Here is a 21,976-nt window from a genome sequence, read left to right on the forward strand (position 1 = left end):
GTACTTTTATGGAAAATACGCAAAATTTTAGTGATGAATTAAACGAAAATACAATAAACATATCCCAGGAATCATCAGAGGTAACTACTGGAGGTGTTAACTTTACCAGCATTTTGAAGAAAATCAGGGGTGGATTTTTCTTTGTGCTGGGGTATATGTTGTCACCTCTATCTTGGTGGAATGATCTATTTTTTAATTTGCCTGTCGCCTATGGTTTTGGCTATCTGTGTAGTTTGTTAAATAAAGATTTGTTAATTCCCTGTGCGATCGCGGGGTATTGGCTATCGAATGTCGCCGGGATTCTCTTAATGCAGGCGGGAGTTGTAGACGTATTTCAAAATCAACCCCAAGAACGCAACCTCAAAAAAGAACTCTTAATGGGTTTAGCTTCATCCACTGTCTACACCCTAGTAATTTTGGCACTCATCCAACTCAAGATTCTAGATACTCCAGACTTATTCCCCGGTAGTTAGTCGGGGTTTTTTTCGGGATGAATATTCATCCCCAAGTGGCTTGAAACTTATTAACTTCAGTCGGGACATCGGGATTAGGAAGTCATAGCAATTAAAAATTAAAAATTAAAAATTCAAAATGACAGTACCAACAGATAAAAATCAAAATTTCACCTAATCCCCAATCCCCAGTCCCCATTTCCTCTTCAATAATCATGGACTATTTACTACTACCTTTTTTGAGTTTTGTGATTGGCATCATCGTCGGTTTAACAGGGATTGGTGGCGCGTCTCTCATCACCCCAATGTTAATCTTCGTCTTTCAAGTTCCCCCATCTATTGCAGTTAGTTCGGATGTAGTCGCCGCCACTCTGATGAAATTTATCGGTGGCTGGAAACATTGGCAGCAAAAGACTTTAGATGTAGAGGTTGTCAAATGGCTAGCCTTGGGAAGCGTCCCTGGTTCTCTTTTGGGTGTAGGAATTCTCTACCTCATTAAACAGACACAGACACTCAACCTCGATGATATTTTGCTCAGAGCAATTGGCGTAATGATTCTTCTCGTTGCCATCATTGGACTAGTGCAGATTTTCTTAAAAGCCTTCTTCCCCGATGTCCAGTTACCAGAAATCTCAAAATTTGACTTAAATACCCCAGGCGGTAAAATCCAAAGCTTAGTAGTGGGTGCAATTTTAGGCTGCATGGTGGGAATGACTAGCGTATCATCTGGTTCAATGTTTGCGATCGTCCTGATTACCTTCTTCTGCTTAGACTCCCGCAAACTAGTAGGTACAGACTTAGCACAAGCCGCCATCCTACTCCTATTCACATCACTAGGGCATATGTTTCTAGGCACAGTGGACTGGGGTTTAGTCTTCCCCATCTGGTGCGGCACAGTCCCAGGAGTCATAGTTGGTGCTAAACTCTGTCAAATGATGCCCCAAAGAACCCTCAGACTAGTAATCTACACCATCCTAGTAGGAGTAAGCTGGAAGCTCGTCTATCACACTACTGCGTAGGTAAGCCATCTTTCTTCTCTGTTCCCTGTTCCCTGTTCCCTGTTCCCTTTCGAGCTAATAATATAAGAAGACGCTTCACACTTCTTAAACATTAGCTTAAACAAAATCATGGCCAGAGACTTACGGGGATTTATTAAAATTCTAGAAGAAAGAGGACAATTAAGGCGTATTTCTGCCCCAGTTGACCCAGACTTAGAAATAGCAGAAATTTCCAACCGGATGCTACAACAAGGTGGCCCTGGCTTGTTATTTGAAAACGTCAAAGGTGCATCCTTCCCCGTAGCAGTCAACTTGATGGGAACTGTAGAAAGGATATGCTGGGCGATGAATATGCAGCATCCCCAAGAACTAGAAACTCTGGGTAAAAAGCTGAGTCTGCTGCAACAACCAAAGCCACCAAAAAAGATTTCCCAAGCCATCGACTTTGGGAAAGTGCTGTTTGATGTAGTCAAAGCTAAACCAGGGAGAGACTTTTTCCCCGCCTGTCAGCAGGTAGTAATTGAAGGGGATGATTTAGACTTAAACAAGTTACCTTTAATACGTCCTTACCCTGGTGATGCAGGTAAGATTATCACGCTCGGACTAGTAATAACAAAGGATTGTGAGACAGGTACGCCAAACGTCGGTGTGTATCGTTTACAACTACAGTCGAAAAATACCATGACCGTTCACTGGCTATCAGTGCGGGGTGGGGCGAGACATTTACGCAAAGCTGCCGAAAAAGGCAAAAAATTAGAAATAGCGATCGCATTAGGTGTAGATCCTTTAATTATCATGGCTGCTGCTACACCCATCCCCGTCGATTTATCCGAATGGTTATTTGCGGGACTTTATGGCGGTTCTGGTGTAAATCTGGCGAAGTGTAAAACCGTAGATTTAGAAGTTCCCGCCGATTCCGAGTTTGTCTTAGAAGGGACAATCACACCAGGGGAAGTATTACCAGACGGCCCCTTTGGCGACCACATGGGGTATTACGGCGGCGTAGAAGATTCGCCATTGATTCGCTTTCAGTGCATGACACACCGCAAAGACCCGATTTACCTGACCACATTTAGCGGTCGTCCCCCCAAAGAAGAAGCCATGATGGCGATCGCTCTCAATCGGATCTATACTCCTATTTTGCGGCAACAAGTCTCAGAAATCGTGGATTTCTTCCTCCCAATGGAAGCTTTGAGTTATAAAGCTGCAATTATTTCCATTGATAAAGCCTACCCCGGACAAGCAAGACGCGCCGCTTTGGCGTTTTGGAGTGCATTACCCCAATTTACTTATACCAAATTCGTGATTGTCGTCGATAAAGACATTAACATTCGTGATCCGCGTCAAGTAGTATGGGCGATTAGTTCCAAAGTTGACCCCACCAGAGATGTGTTTATTCTCCCCAATACCCCCTTTGACACCTTAGATTTTGCCAGCGAGAAAATCGGTTTAGGTGGACGGATGGGAATTGATGCAACTACCAAAATTCCCCCAGAAACAGACCATGAATGGGGCGCACCTTTAGAATCTGACATAGATGTAGCCGCAATGGTAGATAGACGCTGGGCTGAGTATGGTTTAGCGGACTTACAGTTAGGAGAAGTTGACCCAAATTTGTTTGGTTACGATATGAAATAACTTAATTGTTGAAGGTTGACATTCAACAGTCAACCTTCAACAGTTCTTACTTAAGTGCGTAATCAGGTTGATATTCCACTAACTCAATTTCATTCCCATCTGGGTCAGTGACATAAATTCTGTACTTTGTTTCTGGGGCTGCCATTGTGTAATATTCAACGCCATTTTTATCAAGTAATTCCTGCATAGCTGCCCCATCTGGAATCACAAAGCCGACATGATTAATCCCAATGTCTTCATATATTTGATGGACACGCTTTTGCCCAGGATAGTTATTGAGGGCTAAATAGAATTGATCATTGCCAAAATGTATCCAGCGATCGCCATTATTAGAACCTTCAGCCCGCACATACCAATCAGGAAATAGTGTTTGGTAAAAATTCATAGTTGCATCAATATCTTGACAGGCAAGATTCAGATGTTCAAAGCGAGTAAAATTCATAATTCGCTCCTTTTTATGTTAACTATTGACTGTTGACTGTTGACCGTTGATTTATCCTAAAGCAATATCCAAAAACATCATCACTACAAAACCTAACATCACACCAAAAGTTCCTTCTTTTTCTAACCCTTTGCGATGAGATTCTGGGATGATTTCATCACTAATCACAAATAACATCGCCCCAGCCGCAAAAGCCATTGCCCAAGGTAAAACAAAATTAGCTACACTCACTACGCCAGCACCAATCAAACCACCAATTGGTTCTACTAAACCTGTGAGTAAAGAAATCCACAACGCATAACCAGCAGAATATTTCTCAGCTACTAAAGATAAGGCTACAACTAAACCTTCGGGAATATTTTGTAAACCAATTCCTAATGCAATAGGAACTCCGTCACTAATATTATTATTACCAAAATTGACTCCTACGGCTAAACCTTCGGGGAAGTTGTGAATAGTAATAGCTGCAATAAATAACCAAATACGTTTGAGTTGATTACCTCTACAGTTTTCTTTCCCTTTCACAAAATGTTCATGGGGTAAAAACCGATGGGCTAGTTGTAAAAATACTCCTCCCAAGAGCATACCTGCAACAATAATTAAAGCAGCACCAGCTTGGGTTTGCCCTTGTTTCACTGCTGCTTCTGTTCCAGGTACGATTAACGAAAATGATGTCGCTGCTAACATCACTCCCCCGCCAAACCCTAGCATGATTCCCTGTATTCGCTGCGTGAGATTAATGGGTAGTAACACAGGTAACGCACCGACTACTGTGGCTAATCCTGCACCTAAACTGGCTAATGCACCGATTACAAGGTTCTCCATAGCTGGGGTTATTTGTTTGAGTTCATGAAATTAATCATACTCGAAATGACTATGAGTTGCAAGTAGCTAGAATAAAAAATCGCAGACATTGAGACTGCGATCGCCTCTGACTTTTCACGTTATGTGGAAAATTTAACGCAAAACCTAACCCCCAACCCCTTCCCTTGTAGGGAAGGGGAGCAAGAATCAAAGTAGAGACGTTGCATGCAACGTCTCTACAGTTGAAGGAGAGAGTTTTGGAGACGGGTTTTTTAGATCCCGTGAAAAGTCAGGATCTCCGTGGCTACAAAAGTTTTAAGTGTTGTATATACAGTGATGGCTTTTTATCCAGCCACGCCAGGATTGAGTTGCAATAATAACCAAGTCAAATAAGTCCCGAATGGCCCCCAAAGGGCGTAGGGAAGAAATAGCCAAGCAGCCTTTTGAGAAATCGGTCTGACCACGAAAGCTAAAATATATACTAAAAGCGTCGCCAATCCACCGAGAATAATTCCGCCTGTGAGGCTTCGCAGTTCTACGACAACGGGACTGTAGGTGGAAGTGAGGAGGGCTATTGATGCGTAAACAGCCATCAATAACCAAGGACGAGAACCTTGTCTAGTTTTTTTCTCCCACACAATAATTGCTGAGATAGTTAGACAAGCCCAAATCAAAGTCCAAACAAACGGAATGATGAATTCAAAAGTTAACCAGGTGGGGCGTTGTAAATTTTGAAACCAAGGATCGCGCAGTGAGGTAAACAGGCTACCACCAAAAAACAACGCTGCTGAAACTGCTGTGATAATCCATTTAGCTTTCACAATGCTTTCCTGTCGAACTGGGCTGATACTCGTATTTTAACGTGGGGGAGACGTATTCAAACTCCCATGAGAAAGATGTGTGTACAAAGTATCTCTGCATGGTGGATTCATGGTAAAGGGTTTTAGCAAAGTTAACAAGCAGCTAATTGCATAATAATTCGTGAAATGGCTGATAGCATAAACGCATAAGCTAAGTATTTTCACAGCTATCAATTATTAACGATTAACTAAGGGTGAATTATGGAGCCTATTTCTTTGATTATTACTGCTTTAGGTGCTGGTGCGATCGCTGCTGCTAAGGATACCGCAGGCACGGCTATTAAAGATGCCTATCAGGGTTTGAAGACTTTGATTAAAAAGAAATTGGAAGGCGATGTTCTGGGACAAGCGATGGTAGATGCTAAAGCAGAAGAAATTAAGCAAGCTGAAGGTTTATTAAAAGACAAAATTACCAAAACTGGTGCTGATCAAGACCAAGAAATCATTAAAGTGGCTCAGGAGTTACTTGACAAGCTTAAAGAACAACCAGGGGGACAGCAAATAATCAATCAAACTCAAACCAACACAATGAGTGGAAATACTATCACTGGCAATGTGAACTTCGCCCCTGTTCAGCAAGGTTAAGGATGCCAAGAGCATGAACGAGTTACTCCCAAATCAACCATCTCAAGAACAAGAAAATCTCTTAAAGGATACTAGTGTTGGGGGCGATTTGAATTACGCTCCTGTACAGATAATTAACTATTACTATCGGGAAGAAGCAAGATTAGTCTCTTCTGATTCTATAGACGTAGCTAATGAATATCTGCCTTGTCCTTATCGGGGGTTGTTTCATTTCGGCCCGAATGATGCGGATGTGTTCTTTGGGCGGGAAATATTTATCGAAGAACTTTATACTGCTACGAAAACCCAGAATTTTATTCCGGTGCTGGGTGCATCAGGTAGCGGGAAATCTTCAGTGGTGTTGGCGGGGTTAGTTCCGAAGTTGCAAACAGCAGGACATTGGCAGTTTACTCACTTTCGTCCTGGTGCTGATCCTTTCCATGCGCTGGCTGTAGCATTAGTGCCTCTTTATACGCCTAATTTAGATGCAACTGACCAAATTGCCCAAGCCCGCAAGTTAGCTGGTTACTTGCAAGATGGCTCTATGCTGATCTCAGACGTTTTTGCTAAAATTCGGCAAAATCACCCTAATGAACGGGTGCTATTGATTGCTGACCAATTTGAAGAAATTTATACTCTCTGTAACAATCAGGACATCCGCCATAAATTTCTTGATTGTTTATTAGCTAGTTTAGAAACTTCCACGTCTCTATCTGCATCCGCTACAGTCTGGGTAACGACAATGCGGGCAGATTTTTTAGGCAATGCTCTCTCCTATCGTCCTTTTGCAGATGTTTTGCAAAATGCGGACTTAAAACTGGGGCCGATGAATCGGGAGGAATTAACACAAGTCATTGAAAAACCTGCTGAAAAATTAGGAGTGACATTTGCAAGCGGACTGGTAGAACGTATTTTAGAGGATGTGGAAAACCAACCAGGAAATTTACCTTTGTTAGAGTTTGCTTTAACAGAATTGTGGAACAAGCGCACAGGTAAACAATTAACTCACAATATCTATGAAGAAATTGGTCAAGTAGAAGGTGCATTAGCTCGTCATGCAGATGAGAAATATGGCAACTTGACAGAGGCCCAGAAAGAACAAGTCCGGAGGATTTTTATTCAATTGGTGCGTCCGGGTGAGGGAACAGAAGATACTCGAAGGGTGGCGATGAAAACGGAATTGGGGGAGCAAAGCTGGGATTTGGTCAAACAATTAGCTGATGCTCGGTTGGTGGTGACAAGTCGCAATGCTACCAGTCAAGAAACGGTAGAAGTAGTCCATGAAGCTTTGATTCGCAATTGGGGAGAATTGCGGGAATGGATGAATAAAGACCGCGTTTTTAGAGCTTGGCAAGAGCGACTGCGCGCAGCCAAGGGACAATGGGAAGCAACGCAGCGAGATTCTGGTTCATTGTTGCGGGGTGCAGCCTTGGCGGAAGCAGAAGAAAGACTCAAGGAACGCCCTGGAGATTTGATTGATGAGACAGAATTTATTGAGGAGAGTATTCAAGAAAATAATCGCCTGAAACAAGTTGAAGCAGCTCGCAGGAAGCGCGAAATTAGAACCGCCTGGAGAATTGCGGCGGGTTCGTTGGTGGCGGTGGTGGTTAGCAGTGGCTTGGTTTTGGTGGCTTGGAATCAGAAAAACCAATCGGAACTTAATCAAGCTGAATCTCTTGGTCGATATTCCTTGTCGCTCTTTAATGAAAGTAAAGAATTAGAAGCTTTTGTTCAAGCCATCAAGGCGGGAAAAATCCTGCAAAGCCAACACAAAACTAACCCAGAGGTATTGAATGCCTTACAGACAGTTCGTTTTCAAGGAAGAGGGCGCAACCGCTTGGAAGGGCATAGAGAAGGTATCTGGAGTGTGAGTTTTAGCCCCGACGGCAAGACATTGGCTTCTGGCAGTGAAGACAACACAATCAAACTCTGGAATCTAGAGACAGGTAAGGAAATCCGCACCCTTAACGGGCATAGTAACTTTGTCTTAAGCGTGAGTTTTAGCCCCGACGGCAAGACATTGGCTTCTGGTAGTGCTGACAACACAATCAAACTCTGGAACCTAGAAACAGGTAAGGAAATCCGCACCCTTAACGGGCATAGTAACTCTGTCTATAGCGTGAGTTTTAGCCCCGACGGTAAGACGTTAGCTTCTGGTAGTGAAGACAACACAATCAAACTCTGGAACCTAGAAACAGGTAAGGAAATCCGCACCCTTAACGGGCATAGTAACTCTGTCTATAGCGTGAGTTTTAGCCCCGACGGTAAGACGTTAGCTTCTGGTAGTGAAGACAACACAATCAAACTCTGGAATCTAGAGACAGGCAGCCAAATCCGCACCCTCCAGGGGCATAGTAACTATGTCTATAGTGTGAGTTTTAGCCCCGACGGTAAGACGTTAGCTTCTGGTAGTGAAGACAACACAATCAAACTCTGGAATCTAGAAACAGGCAACCAAATTCGCACCCTCCAGGGGCATAGTAACTCTGTCTATAGTGTGAGTTTTAGCCCCGACGGCAAGACATTAGCTTCTGGCAGTTATGACGACACAATCAAACTCTGGAATCTAGAGACAGGCAACCAAATCCGTACCCTTAACAGGCATAGTAACTCTGTCTTAAGCGTGAGTTTTAGCCCCGACGGCAAGACATTAGCTTCTGGTAGTGCTGACAGCACAATCAAACTCTGGAACCTAGAAACAGGCAACCAAATCCGCGCCCTCCAGGGGCATAGTAACTATGTCTATAGCGTGAGTTTTAGCCCCGACGGCAAGATATTAGCTTCTGGTAGTCTAGACAAGACAATCAAACTCTGGAATCTAGAGACAGGCAACCAAATCCGCACCCTTAACGGGCATAGTGAAGGTGTCATTAGCGTGAGTTTTAGCCCCGACGGTAAGACGTTAGCTTCTGGTAGTGCTGACAACACAATCAAACTCTGGAATCTAGAGACAGGTAAGGAAATTCGCACCCTCCAGGGGCATAGTAACTTTGTCTATAGTGTGAGTTTTAGCCCCGACGGCAAGACATTGGCTTCTGGTAGTGCTGACAACACAATCAAACTCTGGAATCTAGAGATAGGTAAGGAAATCCGAACCCTCCAGGGGCATAGTAACTATGTCTATAGTGTGAGTTTTAGCCCCGACGGCAAGACATTGGCTTCTGGTAGTGCTGACAACACACTCAAACTCTGGAATCTAAAGACAGGCAGCCAAATCCGCACCCTTAACTGGCATAGTAACTCTGTCTATATCGTGAGTTTTAGCCCCGACGGTAAGACATTAGCTTCTGGCAGTTATGACAATACAGTCAAACTCTGGAATCTAGAGACAGGCAACCAAATCCGCACCCTTAACGGGCATAGTAACTATGTCTATAGTGTGAGTTTTAGCCCCGACGGCAAGACATTGGCTTCTGGTAGTGCTGACAACACAATCAAACTCTGGAATCTAGAGACAGGCAACCAAATCCGCACCCTTAACGGGCATAGTAACTCTGTCTATAGCGTGAGTTTTAGCCCCGACGGCAAGATATTAGCTTCTGGTAGTGCTGACAATACAATCAAACTTTGGAATCTTCCAGAATTAGAATCTAAGTTGGAATTAGACTCTTTAATACAGGACAATTGCGATTTTGTACGCGGTTATTTACAAAATAATCCTAATGTCAGCGAGAGTGACAGGCATTTGTGCGACGGTATTGGCAAGAAGTAAGGGTGTAATACCAATTCGCAATTCGCAATTCGCATTTTCGCACAACTTCAGAAGCGATCGCACAAAAGCAGATTTTCCCAATATGCGATCGCATCACAGCCAAATCCGCGCCATGATTAATACAATATAGGGCAAATTTAAATAGGAGCAGACCAGATGCAATCGGCGTTAAGAATTGAAACTCAAGTTTTACCAGGCAACAAAATTGAAATTAATTTGCCTAATGATACTGCCTTAACCTCAGTAGGACAAACTGTTGAGGTGATTGTCTTGTTACCAGAACAGAAACCTGCACCAAAAAGCCAATCCATTCTGACATTGCTTGAAGAAATCCATAGACAACGCCCTGTCGGCAGAAGTGTAGAAGAAATCAATCGAGATATACAGGTAGAGAAAGAGGCATGGGACAACTAACTTTTTCCAATGCTGACCGTATATATATTGATACAGTAACGATTATTTACGCTGTTGAACAGACCCCAATTTATGGAATGTTGCTGAATCCTCTATGGAATAACCTTCAGACAGGAAACCTGGAAGTTTTTACCAGTGAACTGACTTTGATGGAAACCCTAGTCGTACCAATGAGAAATTCAGATACGTTTCTGATTAATGCCTACGAGCGATTGCTGCAATCACCCCAAATACAATTAGTTCCCATTAGTCAAGCCATCTTGAAGGAAGCAGCAAGGCTACGTGCTATTACACCTTCATTGAGAACACCCGATGCCATTCATCTTGCAACAGCTACAGCATTAGGCTGTACCCAGTTTCTCACCAATGACCGACAACTAAGAACAGTGTCAAACTTATTCATCGTGATTTTAGATGAAGTGCTGGCATCATAAGATATCGCTCTTGTTTTATCTATTCTGCTGCTGGTGCAAATACCACACCTTCATAGAGTTGTGCGATCGCAAAATCAAATTCTATGCTAGATAGTGTAATCATATCTCCCTCAGTGTAGGGATAGTAAAGCCACATTCTCCCCTCTCCGCGACAGAAACGTTCAACGGAGATTTTTTCGGAATCTATCAATAAATATTCTTGTAAAGAGGGAATTGTTAAGTAATTAGTGAATTTTTCGCCCCGATCTTTGCTACTCGTACCAGGGGATAAAACTTCAGCAATTATTGTGGGATTTTGAATAAATTTGCGAGCATTCAGGTCTTGAGGGTCGCAACTGACGATCACATCAGGATAATAATAGATATTTTTAGTATTAAATAACACTTTCACATCTGACACATTCACTCGACAACCTCTAGCACGTAAATGTGGGTATAAGACTCTGTAAAAGTTCAGTGCAATGTCATTGTGAGGAACTGTACCACCAGTCATGGCAAAAACTTCGCCATTAACATATTCATAACGAAGCTCTTGCTGGAGTTCCCAAGCGAGATATTCCTCGACTGTCATTTTTTGCGGTTGTTGGGGGACGGCTACCATAGCAAGATAGTTTCTAGTTTGTTTTGATTTTAGCTTTTGGATAAAGCTGAGATATGTCTAGCAAGCATTAAATCTATTAGCGTAACGCACCCTATTGGCGTGGCAAGCCTTCAATGTTGCATTAAAACTCTCTTGTGGGATGGGCTTCTAGCCGGTGCGGGCAAGATGCCCACACCACAAGAACTATATATTTACTTTATAAATAGGCTCTTACGGAAATGGTCTTAAGAATAACTGAGTAACGTAGTAAGTATTACCTTCGCGCCAAACGCCTACACCCGTCTCCGTAAATACTGGACGCAGAATATTTTCTCGGTGTCCTGGGCTTTTCATCCATCCTTCAATAGCTGCTGGTACTGGACGAGGTACATTCTGACTAGTGAATAAGTTCTCACCCACTGCTGAGTAAAGAATCCCGCCTCTGAGGACTCTTTCTTGTGGTGTGCTACCGTCAGCACCAGTATGGCTAAAGAAATTTTGTTCAGCCATTTGGCGGCTATATTTGCGGGCGACTTGCGCTAATTTTTGATTATCTTTGAGTGGCTGAAGCCCATTTTTTTGTCGGACTTGGTTAATACCTCGGCGAATTTGTGCTTCCATTTGGGAAGTTGTGACAGACTCAGGCGAAAGTAACGGTTGTGGTGATTGATTGGGTATAGGTATTGTCGGTAACGGTGGTAAATTTTTTTCGATCGCCGCACATCCAGTCAACAAAAATGCGATCACCAACGGTGGGGCGTACTGCATCTTTGCCCGTGCTAGACCCATTTTCCGATTAAATAAACTCATTTTATGTAAGAAATAATTCCTTAGATAGTTGTTTTACTGCTATATTTTCAGTTTTAAATAAAGATGTGATACGAATATGACAATTTCACAAAAGAGTTAAGATTATTCACATTTTAATTCTTGATTTCGATGCGCTAATGTAGCACATAGCAATTATAAAAATGTCAGAAAATAACTCTAACTACATAGCTATTTTTCTTAATTGGTTACAAATTACCTTGTCAGCATTCTTTTTATCAATGGCAATTATATTAATATTGCTACCTATTTTTACTATTTTGCAATTACCTTCATTCAAGATAGGTAGTAATGACATCTGGCTACTGCATTGGCAAAACAATCAGGAATTTGGTTTTAATATTGTCTTCAACCCAGTAATGTTACTAGCGATCGCCTCTATTATTGGTCTGATAACAATAATTTTTCGTCATCAAAAGCGACTATGATTATGTAGTCATACCAAGACTATTAAAATACACAACAGCATATATCATACTGACAAAATTTGATTTTGATGTTCTTGTTTATGCTTTAACATCTTTAGTTATAAAATTGACATATTGATAATGTATATTGTGAATATTGAACGTTTTTAAATTCTTACTTTAAAAAAAGCACTTATTTGATAATTACATATCTTATTTTTGCCTTGATATATGCTCTAATTAGCGAGATATTTTATTTATAAAATATTAAAATTTCCAATTTTTATGTTTGCGAACATCCTTGATTCATGATTGGCATAATGATAGAAGATGCTGATATGGGCAATGATTAAGCCTTGGTGCTACCACATGGTAAATAATTAAAACTACCAAACAAAACTGTATAAGCTGCTGCTAAATAAGAGGGCGATCGCTGCAAAATTCTGCCATTCATCTTAATTTACAGTTACTTCTTAGTTCCTTTGCGTGTAGGTATTTATGGATTCCATCGACATTAGTAAACTTCATCTTTGGGTACAAGATAGAGACACTGTGTTGCAATATAGCAACGATGTAGAATGGCGTTATGGTCAAAAGCCAGACTATACCCGTTCTGATGAAAAACTAGCCGCAGAAAGTATACAAAACCATCCCGAAAACTCCCTAGAAAGATTAGTTCAAAATTTGGTAAGAGCCTTTGATATTGAGGCAAACTTTAAAACTAATCCATCTCAATGGTTAACTGTCGTCCAAGACAAGTTTCGCATGAGTACCAATGGCGGTTATGGTTACACCATTACAGATTTGATTAATTCAGGTACTTATAAACTATTAATTGGCGATAACCAGCATTACAAAGCCAGTGAAGAAAACTTTGAAACTTCAACTAATCTCTTTCATACAGCTTTTCCTGATGGTTTTGCATGGGAAGTTATAGAGGTTTATTCCACACCACCAATAGTTGTTTTTAAATGGCGACACTGGGGTACTTTTAAAGGGGTATATAAAGATTATGCACCAACAGGTGAAACCATTGAAATTATCGGTACTAGTGTAGTTCATCTCAGAGATGACCTAAAAATTCTCTTCTTAGAACATTACTATGACAATACCAAGTTCTTAGATAAACTCACGGCAGGGGGGAAATTACCCAACAATAATCAAACACAGCAGCTAGCAGCTAAAAAGAAATCTTCTCTATGGCAAAAGCTATGGAACTTTATCAGCAGATTTCTACCGTGGAAAAGAAAAACAACAGAAGTAAATCTCTCGACTAGTCGTTGTCCTTTTGCCGGTATGTCTCAATAAATGCAGGGATGTAGGGGGAATTCCGAAAAATAAATTATCCAATTTCCCCTTTGACAAACAACTTTCTTTCCCCCTACTGCCTACCCTGTTACTATCAAATTGATAGTATATTTATTTAATTAAAAATCCCTAAGCTTTCTTACCAAATTTGCTGTAAAGCCAGTGGAGAAATTAATATGACAAAGGGTATACTCAGCCACTCATTGCTCATGGTGCAGAACATTTTCCAGTAGGGAAGGAAGTTCTTGGTTTAACTGACCTGATTTAACAAATTCGGCATAGGTATCTGCCTCTATGGCTAATAGCCTTTCTTGAAACTGTTCAGTGATAAAATTCTGGATATTCGGATATTCATCTTGTAATTTGTCAAGCTTAGTGTGAATTTGTGCCATCTCACCTTGAATTAGCTTTTCTTGATAGCGAATAAATTCTGTTTCAACTCCAGGGTGTTGTTCTGTTTGCAGATATTGCAACACTCTTTCTAAGGCGATATTCCGAGCCACCATTTCTAAATACTGTTCTCGTAAGGGTGCATCACCTAACAAATTCAATTTTTGTAGTAGCGGTTTGATGGTTAATCCTTGCACCAGTAAAGTAAATAAAACTACGCCAAAAACAGTCGCAATAATTGTTTCTCTTTCACCTACAATTGTAGGTACACTTAAAGCTAAAGCAATAGAGACAGAGCCACGTAACCCACCCCACCACAGGAGAGTTTGATCAGGTAAAGAAATGTCTGATTTGGTAACAATTTTACTGATATAGCTAAGAATGTAAATTGCCACAAATCGCATCAAAATCATCGCAGTGACAGTAACCGCAATAATGGGTATATTTGCTTGGAGACTAGCAAAGCGAATTTGATCCCCAATCAGTAAGAAAACTATCGAGTTCACAAAAAAAGCTAAAAATTCCCAAAACTCAGACACAATAATCCGAGTGCGGGGATTCATCCCGATGCGCGAACCAAAGTTACCCAGAATTAACCCTGTAGTGACAACTCCAATTACTCCTGAACCACCCAAATCCTCAGTAATGAGGTAAGTTCCGTAGGCAGAAACCAAGGTTAATGATTGTTCTACCATTGGTAAATCAAAACGTTGGGTGAGGTAGGAAATACCAAAGCCAATCACACCTCCCACCGCTAAACCAATACCGACAACTTGCAATAACTCCAGTAAAATAGGCTGTAGCCCTAATTCAGCATTGCCTAAAGGTAAGGCTACCAAAAGACCAAAGGCAACTACCGCCATCCCATCATTAAATAAACTTTCCCCTTCCATCAGGGTAACTAGGCGAGTACCTACTCCCAGTTCGCGAAATACAGCTGTGACAGATACAGGGTCAGTAGCAGATAAACTTGCACCAATGAGTAAAGCTGTAGTTAGAGATATTCCCGCTAATTGATTGAGTCCAATAGCGACTCCAGCAATAGAAATGACTACCCCTAAAACCGCATACAAACAAATTGGCAGAAAATCTTGCTTTAAATCTGACCACTTCAGATTCCATGCGGCTTCAAATAAGAGGGGTGGGAGAAAAATAAACAGAATTAAAGCCGGGGAAAGAGTCACTAGGCGGACATCAACCACCGCCAAACCCAAACCAACTATAACTAGCAGTAGGGTATAAGGTATTTGACGAAACCAGCTAAATATCTGTGGTAGAGTAGCTACACCTAAAGATACTGAGAGAACTAAAAGAAACTGTTTAAGATTAGAAGCGATCGCTTCCTCTCCCATTGTTGATTCAATTACCATAAGAAAAATCTTGATCAGCAGATGAAACAATAGACCACACAAAAATTAGCACAGACATTAGGAGAGAAGAAAAGAATCTAAAGGTTAATCAAAACAGTCTCCAATTCTCAGTACCAAACCAGAAGCGAGTGTTTTTCAGCTAATGGACGCAGTTAATCATATTTTCCCTTACACCCCTACACACGCCAGTTTGCTCAAGTCGGGATACCCGCCCACGCAACTGGCTCCCCTACACCCCTACCTTCATGAAGACCTCCGGGAAACCGCATCCCCTTGTGGGTGCGGAGGGATAGGAGCGTAAATTTTGCGTGGCTCGATGCCACCAAAATTGACAATCTCTTGACGGGGAAACATATATGGATGAAATAGAATAGGTCTATGACTCAAACCATATCTGTATCGTGTAAGCTTCAAGTTCCTCCAGAATTGCGTCAAGAAATTGACGTGACCCTGAAAGCGTTTGCTGAAGCCTGCAATCAGATATTGGAAGTTGCAAAGCGTGAAAACGTTCGCAACACCACGAAGCTGCATCACTTGACCTACCGAGAAGTGAGAGCAACGACCGGATTGAAAGCGAACCATGCGTGTCAGGCAATCCGCCGCGTAGTCGGCAACTTGAAAGCGACAAAGCAGGTTCACCAATTCAAGCCAAGTTCTATCAGTCTGGATGCTAGAGTCTTCACGTATCGGGAAGCTGACCAGCACGTAGGGATTACTTTGCTCAATCAGCGTGTGTGGCTGCCACTTTCGATTGGCAACTATCAACTCGCTTTGTTGAGAGGAAAAAATCCGACGAGTGCAACATTGGTCAAGCGTCGCAATGGAGACTACTACATTCAAATCGCGGTTGACCTGCCCACTGACCCAACGGGCAAAACACCGAAGGTTGTTGGAGTGGACTTGGGTAGACGCGATCTTGCTCACACCAGCACAGGTAAATCCTGGAATGGTGAGCAGATTCAAAAAGTTCGCAACCACTTTGCCAAAGTCAGAGCATCGCTGCAATCCAAAGGCACGAAGGGGGCGAAACGACTCTTGAAACGGCTCTCCGGGAAAGAGCGACGCTTTCAGAAGTGGCTGAATCACAGCATTAGCCGTCAATTGGTCAATGAGGCTAAATCCATCAATGCCGCGATTGCCTTTGAAGACCTGACTGGAATTCGGCAACGTGCCAAAGTCAAGGGATCTGAGCAACGCAGGCAGCATCACAACTGGGCGTTTTACCAGTTGCGAATGTTCACCAATTACAAAGCCGCTATTGCAGGGATTCCGGTGATTCTGATCCGACCGGAATACACCAGCAAGACTTGTCATCACTGCCTGCATATTGGCAAGCGGAATGCAAAATCATTTAGCTGTGAGAATTGCGGTTGGCATGGTGACGCTGACTTTAACGCGGCGAATGTGATTTCTCTTTTGGGGCTGTCCGTAATGCAGCCTGAACAATCAGTTCTCTCTTGCGCTTTGCAAGGGTCGAAGCTCGGTTGAAAGCCCCGTCCCCTTGTGGGCGGGGAAGTTTACACACTACGATTAAAAAGGACTGTTAAATTTTAAATTCGGAGCGCAGCGAAGTGACATCCACATTGCCCGAACCGCATCACAATGACTCATCCAACTGGGAGGAAGAATTAGATAGTGCCATTTTTAGCTTTGAAGACATTCAAGCGGAACTCAACTATAAACAAGCACAAACAGCACTGCGTAACTTAGTGGCTAGCCTTGACCTCAGTCCCCAGGAAAAAGCGGGTTTAGAGTCGGAAATTGCTGATTTGGAAACTATGCTGGGAAAATTAGACAGTATGGTAGTCCAGATTGCGGCTTTTGGCATGGTGGGAAGGGGTAAATCTTCGCTGTTAAATGCTTTAGTGGGACAAACAGTGTTTGAAACTGGCCCTTTACATGGTGTGACTCGTACGGCTCAAAGTGTCAATTGGAGTGTTAGTGAAGAGGCAATTGGCGAAACAGAACGCGCTTTGCGGGTGACTTTACCGAGTGCTGGTAAATCCCAAGTGGAATTAATTGATACCCCAGGATTAGACGAAATCGACGGGGAAACACGCACAGCTTTAGCGGAACAAATAGCAAAACAGGCTGATTTAATCCTGTTCGTGATTGCGGGTGATATGACTAAAGTTGAGCAGGTGGCTTTATCGCAATTGCGGGAAGCAGGTAAACCGATGATTTTGGTATTCAATAAAGTAGACCAATATCCCGAAGCCGATCGCTTGGCAATTTATCAGAAAATTAAAGATGATCGGGTACGGGAACTACTCACACCTTTAGAAATCGTCATGGCGGCTGCATCACCATTGGTAAAAACTGCTGTCCGGCGTGCAGATGGGACTAGGGGTGTACAGATGCGTCCTGGTGCGGCGCAGGTGGAAGAGTTAAAGCTGAAAATTTTAGAGATTTTGCAACGGGAGGGTAAAGCTTTAGTCGCACTCAACACCATGCTTTATGCTGACACAGTGAACGAGCAACTAGTGCAGCGTAAATTGCTGATTCGGGAACAGAACGCCAATCAGTTAATTTGGAAAGCAGTCATGACTAAAGCTGTGGCGATCGCACTCAATCCCGTTACAGTAGTAGATATACTGAGTAGTATAGTTATTGATATAGCTTTGATTTTAGGTCTATCTAAACTCTACGGCATCCCCATGACTGAAGCTGGGGCTGTGCAGTTATTACAAAAAATCGCCATCAGTATGGGTGGTATCGGAGTTAGTGAATTATTAGCCAACTTGGGTTTAAGTGGCTTGAAAACCTTACTAGGTATCTCTGCATCAGCCACCGCCGGTTTTGCCCTTGGCCCCTATATTTCCGTGGCTTTAACCCAAGCTGGAGTAGCTGGTGTTTCTTCCTATGGGATTGGACAAGTCACCAAGGTATATTTAGCCAATGGGGCTACCTGGGGGCCAGATGGGCCAAAAGCTGTCATTAATCGCATTTTGTCTACCCTAGATGAAGCATCAATTTTAAATCGCATCAAAGATGAATTAATGCACAAGGTACAATTCAAAAATTAGTCAATAGTCAACAGTCAATAGTCAATAGTCAACGGTCAACGGTCAGCAATTAGTTATGAATAAGCCGAAAATTTTTATTGATGGGGAATCGGGAACTACTGGCTTACAGATTTACTCGCGTTTGAATCAACGGGATGATATTGAATTAGTCAGTATTGAACCATCTAAACGCAAGGATGCGACGGAAAGGGCAAAATTAATTAATGCGGTTGATGTTGTGATTCTTTGTTTACCTGATGATGCAGCCCGTGAGGCTGTCAGTTTAGTAGATAATGATCAGGTGAAAATTCTCGATGCTAGCACCGCCTATCGCACGGCTGCGGGTTGGGTTTATGGTTTCCCAGAATTGAACCCAGGACAACGAGAAAAAATTGCTCATGCTCAGTTTGTGAGTAATCCTGGCTGTTATCCTACAGGATTTTTAGCTTGCGTTCGTCCTTTAATAGCTCAAGGCATCATTCCTCACACCTTCCCCATTACCATTAATGCGGTGTCTGGTTACTCTGGCGGCGGTAAGAATCTCATCCAAAAATACGATACCTTTCATGAACAGCAAACGGCAGCACATTCCCTTTATCCCTACGGTATTTATGGTTTGCAGTTCGGACATAAACACGTTAAGGAAATGCACCAGCATTCCGGTTTAGCATCACCGCCGTTATTTGTCCCCTCAGTGGGAGATTTTGCCCAAGGGATGTTAGTTCAAATCCCTTTACCTCTATGGACTTTAGCTAATCCCCCATCAGGTGAAGCAATTCATCAAGCGATCGCACAATACTACGCTGGTGAAAAGTTTGTCCAGGTAGCACCTTTTAAAGATACAAGTTTACTCAGAGACGGTACTTTCTTGGATGCAATGGCGATGAACGACACAAATATTGTGCAGTTATTCGTCTTTGCCAATGATGCCACCCAAGAAGCCTTATTAGTAGCGCGTCTCGATAATCTCGGTAAAGGCGCATCCGGTGCAGCAGTCCAAAATCTTAATATTATGTTGGGTGTCCCCGAAGATTTGGGACTTTGAGAGGATGTTTGAAAAGTCCATTTCCGAGAGAGAATATTTTGATTTCCCCCTGCTCCCTGCCCCCTGCCCCTTTGCTCACAACAGCGATTGTCTATTTTTTTAGTTGGAAGTCCCTAAAATGATCTGTGCAGAATGGGTATAAGGGTGAAAAGATATAGTTTGTAATGGTTTGACATAAATACACCTCTACACCCTTACACCTTAGTTAAAAAAGGATTTGGGTATAGTCATTTGGGGAGATGTCAATCTTTCTAGTTGTCATCTAGGTTGAGAGGGTTAAATAATTAATGTGATAGACATGATTCGACCTCAAACTATTTACATTCCCGACCCAGAAACCAACCCAGAACCCAACCCATCACCAGAACCTACAATTCCCTCGCCTTTACCTGAGCCTGTACCAGAAACCGTACCTGCTCCCATTCCCCAAACAGTGCCGGGGACTATTCCCCAAACAGTGCCGGGGACTATTCCTCAGACGATACCTAATCCCGTCTAGTTTTTCTTTGTCAACAAACTCAAAATCAAATCTAAAATGCTAAGAGCCGGAATAGTCGGACTTCCCAACGTCGGAAAATCTACTTTATTTAATGCTGTAGTCGCTAACGCCAAAGCAGAAGCGGCTAACTTTCCTTTTTGTACCATTGAACCCAATGTCGGCGTTGTCGCAGTACCGGATGAGCGTTTAAACAAACTTTCTCAAATTTCCGGTTCAGCACAAATTATCCCCGCACGCATCGAGTTTGTCGATATCGCCGGCTTAGTCAAAGGTGCTAGCCAAGGTGAAGGACTAGGTAATCAATTCCTGTCGCACATTCGCGAAGTCGATGCGATCGTTCATGTGGTACGTTGTTTTGAAAATGACGATATCATCCACGTAGCTGGTTCAGTTGACCCAGCACGAGATATTGAAATCATTAGTTTAGAACTAGGTTTATCTGACTTAGCACAAATTGAACGCCGCATTGAGCGCACCCGCAAACAAGCACGCACCAGTAAAGAAGCACAATTTGAAGTCACAGTTCTAGAAAAGTTGGCTGCGGCTTTAAATGAAGGTAAATCAGTGCGTCAAGTCAGTTTAACTGAGGAAGAAGCAGAAATTATTAAAGGCTTAGGACTATTAACTAATAAACCCATTATCTATGCTGCTAATGTCTCGGAAGATGACTTAGCTACAGGTAATGATTTTGTGGAGCAAGTACGACAAATTGCAGCACAAGAAAATGCTCAAGTCGTTATTGTTTCGGCTCAAGTTGAAGCGGAACTTGTAGAATTACCAGAGGAAGATAAAGCTGATTTTCTTGCTTCTTTAGGTGTAGAAGAAGGCGGCTTAAAATCTTTAATTCGCGCAACTTACACCCTCTTAGGTTTACGCACATATTTTACTAGCGGCCCCAAAGAAACTCGCGCCTGGACTATTCATGCTGGAATGTCAGCACCCCAAGCCGCAGGTGTAATTCACTCCGATTTTGAACGTGGTTTTATTCGCGCTGAAACCGTTGCTTACAATGATTTAGTCACAACGGGTTCTATGAACGCAGCGAAAGAAAAAGGTTTAGTTAGGAGTGAAGGTAAAGAGTATATTGTGCAGGAAGGCGATGTGATGTTGTTTAGATTTAATGTGTAATGAATTAAGGGTATAGGGGTGTAAGGGTGTGGGGGTGTAAGGGAAGAAAATAAAATTTTACCCATTCCCCATGCCCAATGCCCCATGCCCAATTCCCTATTAATTACCTTGTCCCAAAGTGTAAATATAGCCACCTAAATTTTCATCATCTGTACCCACGACTACGCCGCCGTTTGCACCAGGAATTAGTTCTAGAGCTTCAATTTTGTGGTATTTGAAACGATGGAAAGGAAATAACTGGGGGTTTTGTTTCCAGGTAATTTTGTCGCCAGATGAACCGAGATAGCCAGCCACATAAACAGCAGATTCAAACGGGCCATCATCACCTGTGTCACTAGCAGATGTGATGTAAACTATTCCGGCTGCATCTACCTTAATATCGGAAATGTGGCGGACACTGTGAGTGGGGAATGGTACTTTAATCTGTGCAGAACCGATGGGGGTAATTTGATATTTTACTAAGTCAAATAATCCCCAATAAATAATCGCTGGATCTTGATCTGCGCCTCGATGCGTCCAAACTGCAATTAATTTACCGTCGATATTTTGTAATGTAAATCCTTCAAAGTTACTGTTTGGAGGAATTTTAGTTAATTCAAATACTTTGATGAGTGAGACAGTTCTATTTGTAGGATTTAATTGAAGATCATAACCTTTACCCGCACTGCTAAAAGCTATAAACCGAGAGTTGGTTTTACCAGGGATAGATGTTAAAGCTTCTAAGTCTAGGGGCAATTCTGTATTACTTGGCCAATCTATAGGGAAATATACTGGAGATTCCTGACCTGGAATACTAATAATTGCTAAACGACCTTGATTTTTCTGCTTGTTATCATGAACAATTAGGAAATCTATCGCATTATCTTTCTGGCTTAATACTGACATCCCACTGATACCAAAGCTAATACCACCACGAACAGGTCGCCAAGACTGTGCTAAGACTTGCTGGGATATCAGTAGTAAAGCCACCACAATCAAAATCTTGATAACTAACTTGTGTTTTAGGTTTTTCATTAATTAGCTCTGGTATGAAATGTAATAAAAGTAACATGAAGATGGCGATCGCCTAAAAAACCTCGCCACCATACTAGCTTGGTG

The 21,976-nt window shown here is 42.3% G+C and carries 22 protein-coding genes; 15 read left to right on the forward strand and 7 right to left on the reverse strand.

Annotated elements, in window-relative coordinates; genetic code table 11:
• Positions 1 to 8: 8 nt before the first annotated feature.
• The 3 genes from CLI64_RS20270 (at position 9) to CLI64_RS20280 (ending at position 3,088) form a co-directional block, all read left to right on the forward strand.
• Complete coding sequence (locus CLI64_RS20270; RefSeq protein WP_103138894.1) at positions 9 to 473, forward strand: hypothetical protein; 465 nt, start codon at positions 9 to 11, stop codon at positions 471 to 473.
• A gap of 194 nt (positions 474 to 667) precedes the next feature.
• Positions 668 to 1,471 (forward strand): sulfite exporter TauE/SafE family protein, encoded by an 804-nt coding sequence (locus CLI64_RS20275; RefSeq protein ID WP_103138895.1) that lies wholly within the window; start codon positions 668 to 670, stop codon positions 1,469 to 1,471.
• Between the two features lie 108 nt (positions 1,472 to 1,579).
• Positions 1,580 to 3,088 (forward strand): UbiD family decarboxylase, encoded by a 1,509-nt coding sequence (locus CLI64_RS20280; RefSeq protein ID WP_103138896.1) that lies wholly within the window; start codon positions 1,580 to 1,582, stop codon positions 3,086 to 3,088.
• A gap of 46 nt (positions 3,089 to 3,134) precedes the next feature.
• Here CLI64_RS20280 and CLI64_RS20285 read toward each other — a convergent pair whose 3' ends face one another.
• The 3 genes from CLI64_RS20285 to CLI64_RS20295 form a co-directional block, all read right to left on the reverse strand.
• Positions 3,135 to 3,530 carry a VOC family protein gene (locus tag CLI64_RS20285; RefSeq protein ID WP_103138897.1) on the reverse strand — a complete coding sequence of 132 codons (396 nt, stop codon included), beginning with the start codon at positions 3,528 to 3,530 and terminating at the stop codon, positions 3,135 to 3,137.
• A gap of 51 nt (positions 3,531 to 3,581) precedes the next feature.
• A complete protein-coding gene (locus tag CLI64_RS20290) occupies positions 3,582 to 4,355 on the reverse strand; it encodes a ZIP family metal transporter (RefSeq protein WP_103138898.1) in 774 nt (257 codons plus the stop codon).
• 323 nt (positions 4,356 to 4,678) lie between these two features.
• The gene (locus tag CLI64_RS20295) at positions 4,679 to 5,155 is read right to left on the reverse strand and encodes a TspO/MBR family protein (protein WP_103138899.1); all 477 of its coding nucleotides are present in this window, start codon (positions 5,153 to 5,155) and stop codon (positions 4,679 to 4,681) included.
• A gap of 240 nt (positions 5,156 to 5,395) precedes the next feature.
• On the opposite strand from CLI64_RS20295, the gene CLI64_RS20300 reads away from it, so the two are divergent.
• The 5 genes from CLI64_RS20300 to CLI64_RS20315 are packed head-to-tail and all read left to right on the forward strand — an operon-like array spanning position 5,396 to position 10,318.
• On the forward strand, positions 5,396 to 5,779 hold the full coding sequence (locus CLI64_RS20300) for a hypothetical protein (RefSeq protein WP_103138900.1): 384 nt from the start codon (positions 5,396 to 5,398) through the stop codon (positions 5,777 to 5,779).
• 13 nt (positions 5,780 to 5,792) lie between these two features.
• Positions 5,793 to 9,470: a hypothetical protein gene (locus CLI64_RS20305; protein WP_103138901.1), complete on the forward strand. Its 3,678-nt coding sequence runs from the start codon at positions 5,793 to 5,795 to the stop codon at positions 9,468 to 9,470.
• Positions 9,421 to 9,600, forward strand: coding sequence for a hypothetical protein (locus tag CLI64_RS30890; RefSeq protein WP_157943300.1), 180 nt, complete (start codon positions 9,421 to 9,423; stop codon positions 9,598 to 9,600). The genes CLI64_RS20305 and CLI64_RS30890 overlap by 50 nt, the downstream gene beginning before the upstream one ends.
• Positions 9,601 to 9,626: 26 nt before the next feature.
• Positions 9,627 to 9,884 carry a hypothetical protein gene (locus tag CLI64_RS20310; protein WP_103138902.1) on the forward strand — a complete coding sequence of 86 codons (258 nt, stop codon included), beginning with the start codon at positions 9,627 to 9,629 and terminating at the stop codon, positions 9,882 to 9,884.
• Positions 9,872 to 10,318: a type II toxin-antitoxin system VapC family toxin gene (locus CLI64_RS20315; RefSeq protein WP_103138903.1), complete on the forward strand. Its 447-nt coding sequence runs from the start codon at positions 9,872 to 9,874 to the stop codon at positions 10,316 to 10,318. Before CLI64_RS20310 ends, CLI64_RS20315 begins: the two co-directional genes overlap by 13 nt.
• Positions 10,319 to 10,337: 19 nt before the next feature.
• On the opposite strand, the gene CLI64_RS20320 is transcribed toward CLI64_RS20315, so the two are convergent.
• Together CLI64_RS20320 and CLI64_RS20325 are read right to left on the reverse strand one after the other, a co-directional pair.
• A complete protein-coding gene (locus CLI64_RS20320; RefSeq protein ID WP_103138904.1) occupies positions 10,338 to 10,919 on the reverse strand; it encodes a Uma2 family endonuclease in 582 nt (193 codons plus the stop codon).
• A 210-nt stretch (positions 10,920 to 11,129) separates the two neighbouring features.
• Positions 11,130 to 11,708, reverse strand: a complete 579-nt coding sequence (locus CLI64_RS20325; RefSeq protein ID WP_192881568.1) for a CAP domain-containing protein — start codon at positions 11,706 to 11,708, stop codon at positions 11,130 to 11,132.
• A gap of 161 nt (positions 11,709 to 11,869) precedes the next feature.
• Here CLI64_RS20325 and CLI64_RS20330 point away from each other — a divergent pair, with 161 nt between their 5' ends.
• The gene (locus CLI64_RS20330; protein ID WP_103138905.1) at positions 11,870 to 12,154 is read left to right on the forward strand and encodes a hypothetical protein; all 285 of its coding nucleotides are present in this window, start codon (positions 11,870 to 11,872) and stop codon (positions 12,152 to 12,154) included.
• Between the two features lie 477 nt (positions 12,155 to 12,631).
• Positions 12,632 to 13,441, forward strand: a complete 810-nt coding sequence (locus CLI64_RS20335; protein WP_103138906.1) for an ester cyclase — start codon at positions 12,632 to 12,634, stop codon at positions 13,439 to 13,441.
• Positions 13,442 to 13,641: 200 nt separating this feature from the next.
• Here the strand turns inward: CLI64_RS20335 and CLI64_RS20340 are convergent, their stop codons facing one another.
• Entirely contained in the window at positions 13,642 to 15,201 is a 1,560-nt protein-coding gene (locus tag CLI64_RS20340; protein WP_103138907.1) for a sodium:proton antiporter, read from the reverse strand.
• 378 nt (positions 15,202 to 15,579) lie between these two features.
• Between CLI64_RS20340 and CLI64_RS20345 the strand changes: the two genes are divergently transcribed.
• The 5 genes from CLI64_RS20345 (at position 15,580) to ychF (ending at position 20,878) form a co-directional block, all read left to right on the forward strand.
• On the forward strand, positions 15,580 to 16,689 hold the full coding sequence (locus CLI64_RS20345) for an RNA-guided endonuclease TnpB family protein (protein WP_103138908.1): 1,110 nt from the start codon (positions 15,580 to 15,582) through the stop codon (positions 16,687 to 16,689).
• An 83-nt stretch (positions 16,690 to 16,772) separates the two neighbouring features.
• Positions 16,773 to 18,227: a GTP-binding protein gene (locus tag CLI64_RS20350; protein ID WP_103138909.1), complete on the forward strand. Its 1,455-nt coding sequence runs from the start codon at positions 16,773 to 16,775 to the stop codon at positions 18,225 to 18,227.
• Between the two features lie 55 nt (positions 18,228 to 18,282).
• On the forward strand, positions 18,283 to 19,251 hold the full coding sequence (gene argC, locus CLI64_RS20355) for an N-acetyl-gamma-glutamyl-phosphate reductase (RefSeq protein WP_103138910.1): 969 nt from the start codon (positions 18,283 to 18,285) through the stop codon (positions 19,249 to 19,251).
• Positions 19,252 to 19,549: 298 nt separating this feature from the next.
• Positions 19,550 to 19,750 carry a hypothetical protein gene (locus CLI64_RS20360; protein ID WP_103138911.1) on the forward strand — a complete coding sequence of 67 codons (201 nt, stop codon included), beginning with the start codon at positions 19,550 to 19,552 and terminating at the stop codon, positions 19,748 to 19,750.
• 36 nt (positions 19,751 to 19,786) lie between these two features.
• The gene (ychF, locus tag CLI64_RS20365; protein WP_103138912.1) at positions 19,787 to 20,878 is read left to right on the forward strand and encodes a redox-regulated ATPase YchF; all 1,092 of its coding nucleotides are present in this window, start codon (positions 19,787 to 19,789) and stop codon (positions 20,876 to 20,878) included.
• A gap of 99 nt (positions 20,879 to 20,977) precedes the next feature.
• On the opposite strand, the gene CLI64_RS20370 is transcribed toward ychF, so the two are convergent.
• Entirely contained in the window at positions 20,978 to 21,892 is a 915-nt protein-coding gene (locus CLI64_RS20370) for a hypothetical protein (protein WP_103138913.1), read from the reverse strand.
• Positions 21,893 to 21,976: the final 84 nt, after the last annotated feature.

Origin of the sequence: Nostoc sp. CENA543, assembly GCF_002896875.1 — a bacterium.
Lineage (GTDB): Bacteria > Cyanobacteriota > Cyanobacteriia > Cyanobacteriales > Nostocaceae > Trichormus.

What these genes read in the sequence shown, in the direction of transcription:
- CLI64_RS20315 (WP_103138903.1), top strand. Translation starts at nt 9,872, where the DNA reads ATGGGACAACTAACTTTTTCCAATGCTGACCGTATATATATTGATACA.
- CLI64_RS20320 (WP_103138904.1), bottom strand. Translation starts at nt 10,919, where the DNA reads ATGGTAGCCGTCCCCCAACAACCGCAAAAAATGACAGTCGAGGAATAT.
- CLI64_RS20300 (WP_103138900.1), top strand. Translation starts at nt 5,396, where the DNA reads ATGGAGCCTATTTCTTTGATTATTACTGCTTTAGGTGCTGGTGCGATC.
- argC (WP_103138910.1), top strand. Translation starts at nt 18,283, where the DNA reads ATGAATAAGCCGAAAATTTTTATTGATGGGGAATCGGGAACTACTGGC.
- CLI64_RS20270 (WP_103138894.1), top strand. Translation starts at nt 9, where the DNA reads ATGGAAAATACGCAAAATTTTAGTGATGAATTAAACGAAAATACAATA.
- CLI64_RS20345 (WP_103138908.1), top strand. Translation starts at nt 15,580, where the DNA reads ATGACTCAAACCATATCTGTATCGTGTAAGCTTCAAGTTCCTCCAGAA.
- CLI64_RS20340 (WP_103138907.1), bottom strand. Translation starts at nt 15,201, where the DNA reads ATGGTAATTGAATCAACAATGGGAGAGGAAGCGATCGCTTCTAATCTT.
- CLI64_RS20310 (WP_103138902.1), top strand. Translation starts at nt 9,627, where the DNA reads ATGCAATCGGCGTTAAGAATTGAAACTCAAGTTTTACCAGGCAACAAA.
- ychF (WP_103138912.1), top strand. Translation starts at nt 19,787, where the DNA reads ATGCTAAGAGCCGGAATAGTCGGACTTCCCAACGTCGGAAAATCTACT.
- CLI64_RS20330 (WP_103138905.1), top strand. Translation starts at nt 11,870, where the DNA reads ATGTCAGAAAATAACTCTAACTACATAGCTATTTTTCTTAATTGGTTA.
- CLI64_RS30890 (WP_157943300.1), top strand. Translation starts at nt 9,421, where the DNA reads ATGTCAGCGAGAGTGACAGGCATTTGTGCGACGGTATTGGCAAGAAGT.
- CLI64_RS20360 (WP_103138911.1), top strand. Translation starts at nt 19,550, where the DNA reads ATGATTCGACCTCAAACTATTTACATTCCCGACCCAGAAACCAACCCA.
- CLI64_RS20280 (WP_103138896.1), top strand. Translation starts at nt 1,580, where the DNA reads ATGGCCAGAGACTTACGGGGATTTATTAAAATTCTAGAAGAAAGAGGA.
- CLI64_RS20305 (WP_103138901.1), top strand. Translation starts at nt 5,793, where the DNA reads ATGAACGAGTTACTCCCAAATCAACCATCTCAAGAACAAGAAAATCTC.
- CLI64_RS20290 (WP_103138898.1), bottom strand. Translation starts at nt 4,355, where the DNA reads ATGGAGAACCTTGTAATCGGTGCATTAGCCAGTTTAGGTGCAGGATTA.
- CLI64_RS20275 (WP_103138895.1), top strand. Translation starts at nt 668, where the DNA reads ATGGACTATTTACTACTACCTTTTTTGAGTTTTGTGATTGGCATCATC.
- CLI64_RS20370 (WP_103138913.1), bottom strand. Translation starts at nt 21,892, where the DNA reads ATGAAAAACCTAAAACACAAGTTAGTTATCAAGATTTTGATTGTGGTG.
- CLI64_RS20335 (WP_103138906.1), top strand. Translation starts at nt 12,632, where the DNA reads ATGGATTCCATCGACATTAGTAAACTTCATCTTTGGGTACAAGATAGA.
- CLI64_RS20285 (WP_103138897.1), bottom strand. Translation starts at nt 3,530, where the DNA reads ATGAATTTTACTCGCTTTGAACATCTGAATCTTGCCTGTCAAGATATT.
- CLI64_RS20325 (WP_192881568.1), bottom strand. Translation starts at nt 11,708, where the DNA reads ATGAGTTTATTTAATCGGAAAATGGGTCTAGCACGGGCAAAGATGCAG.